This window comes from Shewanella sp. ULN5 (genome assembly GCF_030731885.1).
GTDB lineage: Bacteria > Pseudomonadota > Gammaproteobacteria > Enterobacterales > Shewanellaceae > Shewanella > Shewanella holmiensis.
This window is the reverse complement of record NZ_JAPJEE010000019.1, coordinates 67,452-80,093: the sequence shown is the minus strand read 5'-3', so window position 1 is coordinate 80,093 and position 12,642 is coordinate 67,452. Positions and strand designations below refer to the sequence as shown.

The 12,642-nt window shown below is 42.4% G+C and carries 10 protein-coding genes; all 10 read right to left on the bottom strand.

The window, feature by feature from the left end:
* Positions 1 to 124: 124 nt before the first annotated feature.
* The 10 genes from ORI98_RS15770 to ORI98_RS15725 all read right to left on the bottom strand — a co-directional run bounded on the left by ORI98_RS15770 (position 125) and on the right by ORI98_RS15725 (position 12,414).
* Positions 125 to 847 (bottom strand): DUF599 domain-containing protein, encoded by a 723-nt coding sequence (locus tag ORI98_RS15770; protein WP_261297506.1) that lies wholly within the window; start codon positions 845 to 847, stop codon positions 125 to 127.
* 78 nt (positions 848 to 925) lie between these two features.
* Entirely contained in the window at positions 926 to 1,585 is a 660-nt protein-coding gene (locus tag ORI98_RS15765; protein WP_306135865.1) for an RluA family pseudouridine synthase, read from the bottom strand.
* Between the two features lie 82 nt (positions 1,586 to 1,667).
* Entirely contained in the window at positions 1,668 to 3,785 is a 2,118-nt protein-coding gene (locus ORI98_RS15760; protein WP_306135864.1) for a methyl-accepting chemotaxis protein, read from the bottom strand.
* A 154-nt stretch (positions 3,786 to 3,939) separates the two neighbouring features.
* Entirely contained in the window at positions 3,940 to 5,217 is a 1,278-nt protein-coding gene (gene gabT, locus ORI98_RS15755; RefSeq protein WP_261297503.1) for a 4-aminobutyrate--2-oxoglutarate transaminase, read from the bottom strand.
* Between the two features lie 22 nt (positions 5,218 to 5,239).
* Entirely contained in the window at positions 5,240 to 6,688 is a 1,449-nt protein-coding gene (gene gabD / locus ORI98_RS15750) for an NADP-dependent succinate-semialdehyde dehydrogenase (RefSeq protein ID WP_306135863.1), read from the bottom strand.
* Positions 6,689 to 6,718: 30 nt separating this feature from the next.
* Entirely contained in the window at positions 6,719 to 8,005 is a 1,287-nt protein-coding gene (locus ORI98_RS15745; protein WP_261297501.1) for an FAD-binding oxidoreductase, read from the bottom strand.
* A gap of 326 nt (positions 8,006 to 8,331) precedes the next feature.
* A complete protein-coding gene (locus ORI98_RS15740; RefSeq protein ID WP_306135862.1) occupies positions 8,332 to 9,150 on the bottom strand; it encodes an ABC transporter permease subunit in 819 nt (272 codons plus the stop codon).
* Positions 9,147 to 10,046 carry an ABC transporter permease subunit gene (locus tag ORI98_RS15735; RefSeq protein ID WP_261297499.1) on the bottom strand — a complete coding sequence of 300 codons (900 nt, stop codon included), beginning with the start codon at positions 10,044 to 10,046 and terminating at the stop codon, positions 9,147 to 9,149. The genes ORI98_RS15740 and ORI98_RS15735 overlap by 4 nt, the downstream gene beginning before the upstream one ends.
* The gene (gene potA / locus ORI98_RS15730) at positions 10,043 to 11,179 is read right to left on the bottom strand and encodes a polyamine ABC transporter ATP-binding protein (RefSeq protein ID WP_261297498.1); all 1,137 of its coding nucleotides are present in this window, start codon (positions 11,177 to 11,179) and stop codon (positions 10,043 to 10,045) included. The genes ORI98_RS15735 and potA overlap by 4 nt, the downstream gene beginning before the upstream one ends.
* A gap of 134 nt (positions 11,180 to 11,313) precedes the next feature.
* Complete coding sequence (locus ORI98_RS15725; protein ID WP_306135861.1) at positions 11,314 to 12,414, bottom strand: polyamine ABC transporter substrate-binding protein; 1,101 nt, start codon at positions 12,412 to 12,414, stop codon at positions 11,314 to 11,316.
* Between the last annotated feature and the right edge of the window lie 228 nt (positions 12,415 to 12,642).

Below are 12,642 nucleotides of genomic sequence, written 5' to 3'. Positions count from 1 at the left end.
TATCCACGATCAGTGCTCTATATACCTAGCCGCTATCCACTTAAATATAAACAGTAATGCTTATCCGAATAGCATTAATTTTATAAATGGGCTTTTTTGTGTCTCTAATTTATCAATCAGTCGACTATTCATTCACTTTATAAGCGGGATCTTTTTCTAAATGCGACTGGGCTAAGGTAATAGCTTGTACCGCGCGAGAATTAAACTCACGTTGATACAGGGTATAAACAACAAAAAGACTAGCAAAAATGAACGCCGATGGATGTAAAAACCAGCACAAGGCCGCCATAGCAAAGTAGTATGACCGCAGGCCATAGTTGTATGAATGTGCAGCTTGATCTTGTACCACGGCCATCTGCCTAGCATAAGCCAGCAAATTTTTATCTGTGCCAGATTTATCTAGGGGCGCAGCTCCTATCATCACATTGACGAAACCATACTGACGCATTGACCAAGTAAACTGGAAGAAGGCTAATACAAAAATACAAGCCAATAACGCCAGTTTCACTTGTACCAAAGCGTGATCTGGCGATACAGAAAATGGAATAGAGCCAATAACCATTTCAAGTTTTTCAACCTGTGAGAACAAGGTCAGCACACCCGCTAAAATAAGTAATGTTGTAGAAGCAAAAAAGGCAATGTTGCGCTCAAGATTGGCCAACAATGCCGCCTCGCCGACTCGAACCTCTTTGGCAATGATTTGCGACATCCAATGAATTCGTTGTTGATGCATAACTCTGGCAATACAGTTAGTGGTTTTAGCTTTGCGCTTTGAAAACTGGGTATAGCCCAACCAACAGGTAAGAAAGGTCACCAAAGCTAAATAATCTAACGCTGTCCCTATCATGCAGATTCCCTATAAACTTAATAATTAATATCTTTTGGTTATATTATGCACCAGTTTTATGACGTCATGAATGATTATTTAAAACTCACTCTGACTCTCTATTTTCATTCTCACGCTGGTAATGGGATGAACAAATGACAAACTACTGGCATGAAGCATTAATCGTGGCGCGAGTTTCTGTGAGTTACCCAAGGTATACAGATCGCACCCTATAATAGGGTGACCAATATACTGGCTATGCAGCCTTAGTTGATGGGTTCTCCCTGTAATTGGACTATATAGCACTTTCGTCACGGGCTGACCTTGGCCTAATAGGTTGGTTTCCAACACGCGGTAATGGCTGTGAGCCGTTTTGCCCGTGTCACACACCTTCATTAAAGGAAAATCACCTTTAGCTATAGGGGCTGTGATATCGCCTTTTAAGGCAGATAACTCGCCTTGTAATATCGCAGTATAGGTTTTATCGACTTCGCCATTTTGAAACTGTTTCGTCAGTAGGCCATTAATGCCTTTATTTAATGCCACCAGCATAATGCCAGAGGTACCAAAATCTAACCTATGTATTAGCGTACAACATGGAAAGTCCTTTGTGAGGCGATGATGTACAGAATCTAAATTAAGTGGATTTTTGCCCGATAAACTTAACAGACCAGAGGGTTTGTTAATGATCAATAAGTGCTCATCTTGAAACAAGATATCAATATGACCAAGACAAGGGGGCGCAATAAACTCTGTCATTAGATAACCATCTAAAAATAAAAATGCAGCATAAACAAAAGGTGGCCATTGGGCCACCTTTTAACTGTAATAGCTATGACAATTAGGTTCTTAGTTTACCTAATTCGCTATGCTGTTGTTGTACTAACTCAGCTAACGATTGGCTACTTTGTTGAGCTTCATCTGCAAGCTGTGACAACTCAGCGGCTGAATCTGAAATACCGGTAATATTTCGACTGACCTCTTCAGTAACCATACTTTGCTCTTCCGCCGCCGTAGCGATATGAGTCACCTGCGATGACACTTCATTAATCTGCACCACAATCGCATTGAGAGATGATAAAGCCATTTCTGTTTGCTCAACGGCAAGCTGCGCACCTTGAGCACCTTTATCAATAATGCTGGATGCATTACGAACTTCTGATTGCAACGAATCAATCAGTTTAGTGATTTGATCAGTAGAGTTTTGTGTTTTTGACGCTAACGCTCGAACCTCATCTGCCACCACAGCAAAACCACGCCCTTGCTCACCAGCTCTTGCCGCCTCAATCGCCGCATTCAATGCTAACAGGTTAGTTTGCCCCGCAATTGAACTAATGACTTCTAGAATACCGCTGATATTGCCACTACTTTGAGAAACCAATTCAACCGCTTTTTGCGCTTGAGCAGACTCAACAGACATCTCATTCACGTAGCTCATTGCTTTGGTAAGTCGCTGCTCGCCCTCTTTAACATTCTTAGTCATAGACTCTGTTTCGTGGGCGGTTTGTTCTGAGGCTTTAGCCACTTCTAGCGCTGCGGCACTCATTTGGTTCACCGCGGTAACGACACTGTCAATTTCAGCATATTGACGATTAACACTTTCACGGGTTAATTGCGCAATTTTGGCAGACTTTTGACTTTCAGATTGTGAACGATCGGCCAAACCTTTAAGGCCAATAATCAGGTCTCTCAGTTTAGTGATAAAGAGATTAAATCCTTTTGCTAACGCAATGAGTTCGGCATGTGAATCCACATGAATAGATTGGGTTAAATCCCCTTCAGCGCTGCCTAAATTTTCGACCCTTTGTTGGATCATATTCAGCGGTGAAATAATGCTGCGGATCACTATGCTAATTAGGCCAATAGCAATCACTGACACAATAGCCCCAAGCGTTAACAACAAACTCCCCAATGATGCCGCCATCTCATCCATGGCATCGTCCATTTTAGTAATTGCCGCAAATGCTTGCTCTTTCGGCACCTCAATAACCAATGACCAGGTAGCCTGAGCTAGTGGAATTTGAATAGGAAAAGCCACAGCTATAATGTCATCATCACTGTAGATTTGATTACTGTTATGCAGCTTCATTAATTCAGATGCTTTTTGAGGAGGGATAGACTCAGCAAGCGGCCTAGCTAACTTGTCATAATGGCTGGCAGCAACCACAAGGCCACGTTGGCTTAACAAAGTAACTTTCGCTTTTCCCTGATACAAACTTTGTGATAATTGAACGATTAACTTTTGAAAAATAGGTAAATTAACATCAACCCCAACCATACCTTTAAATTGTTGATTAACCAAAACTGGCACGGTAAGTGAGGTCATTAATGCATTATTACCCGGGGTGATCTCATACAAGTATGGTTCCATCAAACAAGGTTTTTTGGTGTCTTTGACGCATAAATACCATTCAGCCTCCCGTATGCCAAATTCATTAAGAGTTTCAATATACTTTTCTTCAGCATCATCCACTTGTTGATGTTCTGTTGTACCGTCATCATTACGGGTGTAATAAATCTCTAACCCACCATTATCAGGCACACTGTGACTAAAATTTTGCAGATAATCACTGTCTCTACCGTCGTAGCCGTTTGCCTCAAATTGGGCATACATGGAAGATATTTGCGCATTCTTGCGTAAGTTAGCAACGAGCAGAGCTTCTAGTTTTGAACGGTCAAGCGGTTCATTTTGGGCGGTGTATTCTGCCATTCCAGAAAACGAAAAAGGGATACGGTAAGCCTCATTAATAAACCCAGCAATTTGTTGACCATACTCGGCAGCCTTTGCGGATAATTTTTGACTAATTTCTTGATGTAAGGTGTCATCCACTTGTGCAGACAATATTTTATTTTTATCGCTTAATCCCCACCATAAACTTAATGATAACGTTAATACGATCAGCAAGAACAATCCTGAAGTAATCCAAAGTAATTTTGTTTTGACAGGCAATGCCTTCATATTTTAACTCCGCTTTTATTATCATTATTATTGTTTTGCTAAAATTGCAAATACACACTTTAGTCTAGTCTAGATTCTTGAAAACGTGAGGCTTAGGGACAAAAAAAGCCCTATTAGTAAATAGGGCTTAAATATCATGCAAACCTAATAGAATTTACCCTTTAAAAACAACGCCAAAGACTTCATCCATAATCGCCAAACCAGCATCAACTTGTGCATCTGGCGCTGTTAAAGGCACTAACACGCGTAGAACGTTTCCGTAGGTGCCGCAAGACAATAAAATCAATCCACGCTCGCGGGCTTCCGCTAACACTTTTGGACAATATTGCGGTGCTGGTTGGCCATTTTCCATCAGTTCAATGGCAATCATTGCACCTAAACCACGTACCTCAGCAATTTGGCTATATTTGCTTTGCATTGCCGTAATAGATGCTTTAATGCGGCCACCTAAGCTATTGGCGCGCTCAAGTAATTGTTCCTGCTCAAAAACCTCAATTACCGCTAAAGCCGCAGCACATGCCAACGGACTGCCGCCGTAAGTACCGCCTAAGCCTCCAGGGCCTATCGCATCCATCACCTCTGCACGCCCGGTTATCCCAGATAACGGGAAACCACCAGCAATTGATTTAGCAAAAGTAGTAATGTCAGGTGCAACACCCATTTGCTCCATCGCAAAGAAGGTGCCCGTACGACCCGCACCAGTTTGCACTTCATCTGCAATTAACATGATGCCATGGGTATCACACAATTGACGTAATCGTTGCATAAAACTTGGCGATGCGGCATAGAACCCGCCCTCACCTTGAACTGGCTCAAGTATTATCGCGGCGATATCGCTTGGCTCAGCATCATTTTTGAAAATTCGCTCAATTGAAGCCATTGCAGCATCTTCAGATACACCATGTAGCTCACAAGGAAATTCAGCCCTAAATACGTTCGCTGACATTAACCCCATACCTTTACTGTATGGTGCGACTTTACCGGTTAAGGCTAATGCCGCGATTGTGCGACCGTGATAACCAGAAGTAAATGCAATCACTCCCGCGCGCTTGGTATAAGCTCGAGCGACTTTAACGGCATTCTCAACCGCTTCTGAACCGCTGGTAAATAAAGCGGTTTTCTTAGCAAAATCACCTGGCACTAAATGATTGAGTTTTTCGCACACTTCAATGTAGTTTTCATAGCCAAGCACCATAAAACAAGTGTGCGAAAAATCGTTTAATTGCGCTTGAACAGCCGCCTTCACTTTTGGGTGCAAATGCCCCGTGTTTAACACCGCAATGCCACCAGCAAAATCGATATATTCACGACCTTCTACATCCCATACCGTGGCATTTTCAGCACGCTGGGTAAAAATAGGGTGAATTTGCCCTACACCTTGAGCTACCGCTGCTTGGCGACGGGCCATTAATCCTTCGTTTGTTTTACTCATTGCCTTCTCCCCTTGATGCGGACTAAACCGACATACAGATATATTTCATTTCGAGGTATTCCTCGATGCCAAATTTAGAACCTTCGCGACCTAAACCTGAAGACTTAATGCCACCAAATGGTGCGACTTCATTAGAGATTAAGCCTGTGTTAACCCCGACCATGCCATATTCAAGTGCTTCAGCCACTTTGTATACCAAGGAGATATCTCGACCATAAAAATAGGCCGCTAAACCAAACTCAGTATCATTAGCTTGATTGATGACATCATCAACACATTCAAATTTAAACACTGGCGCTAATGGGCCAAAGGTTTCTTCACGAGCCACTAACATGCTTTTATCTACATCACGTATGATGGTTGGTTGAAAGAAGTACCCACCTAAGTCATGGGGTTTTCCGCCAGCGACAATGCTAGCGCCTTTACTTACCGCATCATCTAAATGACATTGTACTTTAGCCACCGCATCAGCATTAATTAATGGTCCAGTGGTGACGCCTTGTTCGGTACCTGCACCCACTTTTAACTTGCTGACTGCATCGGCAAATTTCTGAATGAAAGCATCATAAACGCCAGCTTGCACGTATATGCGATTCGCACAAACACAGGTTTGTCCGGCATTACGGTATTTAGCAATCATTGCGCCATCAACGGCGGCATCTAAATCAGCATCATCAAATACGATAAACGGCGCATTGCCGCCCAATTCTAAAGACATCTTTTTAAGCGTAGGCGCACATTGCTGCATCAGCTTAATACCAACAGCGGTTGAACCAGTAAACGATAACTTCCGCACAATAGGACTATCACAAAGGGTGTTACCAATAGCTATGGCATCACCGGTGACCACACTAAATACGCCTGCAGGAATACCTGCACGATGAGCCAACTCAGCTAACGCCAAAGCCGTAAACGGTGTTTGTGGCGCAGGTTTAACCACCATAGTACAACCTGCGGCTAATGCTGGCGCGGCTTTACGAGTGATCATTGCCGCTGGAAAGTTCCATGGGGTAATCGCCGCAGTCACACCAACAGGTTGCTTGATAACAGTCAGTCTTTTATCGGCTTGATGCCCAGGAATAGTATCGCCATAAACGCGCTTAGCTTCTTCAGCAAACCATTCAATAAATGAAGCGGCATAGGCAACTTCGCCCTTTGCTTCAGCTAAAGGTTTGCCCTGTTCGGTTGTCATTAGCAGCGCAAGATCATCTGCGTTTTCAATTAATAGCTCAAACCAACGTCGTAACTTACTACTGCGCTCTTTAGCGGTCAGTGCACGCCAGGCAGGCAATGCTTTATTGGCCGCATCGATGGCCACCGATGTCTCAGCCGCCCCCATAACTGGTACGTGGCCGATAATCTCATGATTGGCAGGATTGGCAATCGCAATGGTTTCACCAGAGTTGGCAGCGACCCATTGGCCGTCGATGTAGCATTGTTCGTGTAATAAGCTTGGATCATTCAACACCATGACGAGCTCCTTTATCTCAATAATCCGAAGTTAAATGCCGAACTTATCGCGCATTGTGTAATACCAGGCACCTAGTGCACTAAACGGCACTCTTAAAGCGTGTCCACCTGGGAATGGATAGTGCGGTAATGCCGCAAACGCGTCAAATCGGGTCGCCTGACCGTTTAGCATTTCAGCCAGTAATTTACCGGCTAAATGAGTGTAGGTAACACCATGACCGCTACAACCTTGTGAGTAATAAATATTATGGCCAATACGCCCTACTTGCGGTAAACGCGATAAGGTCATTAAAAAGTTACCTGTCCAGGCATAATCGATTTTTACGTCTTTTAATTGCGGGAAAGTTTTCAATAATTTCGGTTCAATTAGCGCTTTAATATTGGCAGGATCACGAGCGCCATATACCACACCACCGCCAAAAATTAACCGCTTATCACCGCTTAAACGATAATAATCAAGCAAGTAGTTACAATCTTCTACACAGTAATCTTGCGGTAAAATACTGGCGGCAAGCTCATCAGAAAGCGGTTCGGTGGTCACCACTTGGGTGCCACAAGGCATTGATTTAGCATGCAACTCTGGTAACAACTTGCCTAGGTAGGCGTTACCCGCAACAATCACAAATTTACATTTCACCTGGCCATGAGCTGTGCGCACAACGGGTGATGCCCCATCGTCTATATCAATGACTGCAGAGTCCTCAAAAATCAATCCGCCTAACGACTCAACAGCACGCGCCTCACCTAAGGCTAAATTCAGTGGGTGAATATGACCACCACTTTTATCCAATAAGCCACCAACGTACAAATCTGTGTCAACCACTTTGCGAATGGCATCTTGATCTAATATTTCAAGTTGTTGATTGTGTCCATGGGCTTCCCATAGATTTTTTTGAGACTGTAAATGGCCCATTTGTTTTTTATTCATAGCAGCAAAAACGCCACCATCTTTTAGGTCACAGTCAATATTATATTTGGCAATACGTTCGCGAATAATGCGCCCGCCTTCAAATGCCATTTGGCCAAAAAGTTTTGCCTGTTCTTTACCAACCACTTTTTCAATACTGTCGATATCACGGCTAAAAGAGTTAACTATTTGGCCACCATTTCGGCCAGAAGCTCCCCAACCGATACGGGCGGCTTCAAGTACCACAACCTTCATACCGCTCTCTAAAAGATGCAGCGCAGAAGACAAACCTGTGTAACCTGCACCAACAATACAAACATCTGTTTCTATTGATGACTCAAGTCTAGGACGCTCCACTTTATCGTTGGCCGACGCGGCGTAATATGAACTAGCATGAGGTGTCGCGGACATAGCATTTCCCTTATATGTACATTGCAAAATACAACTGTCTAATCCTACACCTAGGCTAAAATAAAAACTAGCAAAAAACACATAATTATTTACAGTTCGTTTAAAATATTAAACACAAAATATAAGACAATCTTTGTTTAATAAGAATTGTTTTAGCATGGGTGTGAATGGCTCAGGTTTATCGCCAAAATGTTTGCTATTAATGTGTTTCGCTGACTTGATATCTGTCAGTTTGCTAACGAACCCGAGTGGAAGTAAGCAATAAAAAAGCGCGTAGATTATCCAATAATTTGAATCATCACGCGCTTTTTTTAAATATGATGAAATTAAGATTCCATCGCTTCTTTGGCTTTTTTCTCTGCGCGTCTGGTCAAATACCATGACAAGAAAGCAACCAAAGATACCGCTAGAATAATAATCGTCGCTAACGCGTTAATCTTAGGTGAAACACCTAAACGCACCGATGAAAAGACCACCATGGGCAAGGTTGTTGACCCAGGACCTGATGCAAAGCTGGCAATAACCAAGTCATCTAACGATAAACTGAACGACAACAACCAGCCAGCAATTAATGCTGGTGCGATCATTGGCACAGTAATCAAGAAGAAGGTTTTTAGTGGGGTTGCCCCTAAATCCATTGCAGCTTCTTCAATTGACTGGTCTAACTCACGTAACCGTGACGACACAACGACCGCAACATAGGCCGCACAGAATGTTGAATGTGCTATCCATACGGTTAACATACCGCGTTCAGCAGGCCAGCCAAAAGTATCTGCCATTTGTACAAAAAGCAGAAGTAATGACAAACCAGTGATTACTTCAGGCATAACCAGCGGTGCGGTGATCATATTTGATAAGGTTAACTTAGCCCATGAGCGACGGAATCGTGTCATGACGAATGCCGCCATAGTGCCAATAATAACCGCCATCGTTGCGCTGTAAAATGCAATACGTAAACTCACCCATACCGCATCTAAGATTTGCTCATCACGAAATAACTCACCGTACCATTTAGGTGAAAAACCACTCCACACGGTAACAAGCTTAGACTCGTTGAATGAATAAATAACCAAAATAAACATTGGCGCATACAGAAATAGCAAGCCAAACCACAGCATCACTTTAGAGAAACTTAACTTCTTCATGCATCGTTCTCCATGTTGCGTGACTGATATCTATGGAACAAGGTTATTGGCACAATAAGCAGAGCTAACATCACAATGGCAAGTGATGACGCAACAGGCCAATCGCGGTTATTAAAGAACTCTTGCCACAGTACCTTACCAATCATTAATGAGTCAGGACCACCTAGCAATTCAGGAATTACGAACTCGCCCACAGCAGGAATAAACACCAACATTGAGCCCGCTACCACACCGCCCATAGCTAAAGGCAAAGTGATTTTCCAGAAAGTATTAAAGCTACTTGAACCTAAATCTGATGCAGCCTCAATTAAGCTCATGTCCATCTTCACCAAAGTGGCATATAGCGGCAAAATCATAAACGGTAGATAGGCATAAACAATGCCGATATAAACCGCAAAATTTGTGTTCAACATTTGGATAGGTTCAGAAATAACCCCTAACCACATTAAGAAGTTATTGATTAATCCTGTGTTACTTAAAATCCCCATCCAGGCATACACTCGAATTAAGAATGAAGTCCAAGAAGGTAACATCACCAGTAACAATAATACCGGCTGAAATCTTGCAGGCGCTCTGGCTATGGCGTACGCCATCGGGAAACCCAGTACTAAACAGCCGATTGTGGCAATTAATGCCATTTTGAGTGATGTTAAATACGCCATGTAATACATGGAGTCTTGTAACAACAATAAATAATTACCTAAATTTAAAAATATTGATAATGACTCGTCAATATAACTAAATGTTGCTTCATACGGAGGAATTGCAATTGCCGCAGTTGAAAAACTCAACTTAAGGACGATTGCAAACGGCAAAGCAAAAAACATCAGTAGCCACAAATAGGGCATGCCTATTGTGAGATGTCGGCCTCTTAGGCGCTTAAATGGATTTATCATGAATTTAATACCACCCCACTAGTGTCTTCCCAGCTGATGTATACTTCATCTTCCCAAGTTGGGTTATCAGCACGACGTTCACGGTTTGCCATTGAACATTGGACAATTTGGTTGTTTCTCAGTTTGATATAAAACACTGAAATACCGCCTAAATAAGCAATGTCATGTACAACGCCTCTCGCCCAGTTATATTCACCCTCAGGTTGCTCGCGGGTAATAATGGTTTTCTCAGGTCGTACGGCAAGTAACACTGTTTTATTATCTAGGCTGGTGGAAATACCATGGCCAATATAAAAAGGCTGTTTTAAGGTAGGTGATTTGATGATAGCGTGGTCGGCTTCATCTTCAATAATATCGCCTTCGAATAAGTTAACAGTACCGATAAACTCAGCCACCATACGGCTATTTGGCGCTTCATAAATGTCCATTGGGCTACCCGTTTGTGCAATCCAACCTTCATTCATAATAGAAATTCTGCCCGCCATGGTCATGGCTTCTTCTTGGTCGTGGGTTACCATCACACACGTAACGCCAACCGCTTCAAGAATATCGACCACTTCAAGCTGCATCTGTGTACGGAGTTTTTTATCTAATGCGCCCATTGGCTCATCAAGTAATAGTAATTTAGGACGTTTAGCTAATGAACGTGCTAAGGCAACACGTTGACGTTGGCCGCCTGATAATTGATGTGGTTTACGCTTAGCGTATTTTTCCATATGCACCAGCTTGAGCATTTCTTCAACGCGTTGAGCAATCTCAGCTTTAGGCATTTTGTCTTGTTTAAGGCCAAAAGCGATGTTCTGTTCAACCGTCATGTGTGGAAATAATGCATAAGACTGGAACATCATATTAATTGGACGTTCGTAAGGAGGCATGTCGGTGATATCTACGCCGTCCAGAAAAATACGGCCTTCAGTTGGTCTCTCAAACCCCGCTAGCATACGCAGCAAAGTCGATTTACCCGATCCTGAACCACCTAATAATGCGAAAATTTCACCCTGATTGATGGTCAATGAGACGTTATCGACCGCACGGACATCATCAAAAAGTTTACTAACACGATCAATTTTGAGAAGTACTTTATCTTGCGTCTTTGTGGTTGGTTTATTAGTGACGCCCGAGGTGTTTACCATAATACTGCTCCGCCTATTTGGAGTATGTGTTCTGTAACGTTGATTATTATTTTGGGTTACATGAAACATTAAAATCTGATTGATGAAAGACTAAACTTAATAGGGCGAGTTTCCTCGCCCTATTAAAAACCTGATTACTGACCAGATTTCACTTTAGTCCACGCGCGCGTCACAACACGTTGAATTTTCATTGGGCGAATATCACCAATGTAAAGCTTATCAATGACCGCTTGTGACGGATAAATTGCTGGGTCGTTTTTAATTGCCTCATCGACTAATTCCTGTGCTGGTGCATTTGGATTAGCATAAGCAACATAGTTAGTGATTGGTGCGATAACCTCTGGACGCAATAAGTAGTTAATAAACTTGTGTGCGTTTTCAACGTTAGTTGCATCTTGTGGAATGGCTAACATATCAAACCACAGGTTTGCACCTTCTTTTGGAATTGAATAACCAATCTTGTTACCGTTTCCAGCTTCATCAGCACGAGCTGCTGCTTGGAAAACATCACCTGAGAAACCATAGGCGACACAAATATCGCCATTGGCTAAATCAGAAATGTAACGTGAAGAGTGGAAATAAGTGATATATGGGCGCACTTTAGCAAGTACTTCAGCCGCTTTTTCATAGTCAGCTGCATTTTTGCTGTTTGGATCTAAACCTAAGTAAATCAGCGCTTGTGGCAACATATCGTCCGCAGAATCTAGCATTGAGAAACCACATGATGCAATTTTCTCAGCATACTTAGGATTAAAGATAAGTTCTAATGAATCAAATGGCGCATCTTCACCTAACACAGCTTTAACTTTATCGATGTTGTAACCGATACCATTTGTTCCCCATAAATAAGGCACTGAATGTTCATTAGCTGGATCCGATTTTTCTAGTTGCTTCATTAAATCAGGCTGTAAATTGGCATAATTAGTCAACTTAGCACGATCAAGCTTTTGGAACGCGCCAGCCTTAATTTGTTTTGCCAAAAAGTGATTTGAAGGCACAACGATGTCATAACCGCTGCGTCCTGAAAGCAATTTAGCTTCAAGCACTTCGTTACTATCGAAAACGTCATAAATAACGCGAATACCAGTCTCTTTTTCGAAGTTTGCTAAGGTATCTTCAGCAATATAATCAGACCAGTTATACATCTTTACCACTTCTTCAGCATGCAGCGAGGTGCTAGCAAATACCGACGCTGAGATAAGCGCGATGGTAGACAGTTTGTTCAGTAGCTTCATATGTTCTCCCTTACTTGGATAATGGTCAGATCTGGGCTGACAGTTTTTCGCTTTTAAAGCGTTATTATCATTCCCTTATAAAAAGGAAATTATCCAATGCTACATCGTATTTCTGCATCGGTAACATCACAGCAAAATGAAAATGCTATAACTTTTTGGATTCTATCAAAAACCTTTTCAATTACTAGATAGTGACAATCTAATTGATTAAAAAATCACTACTACACC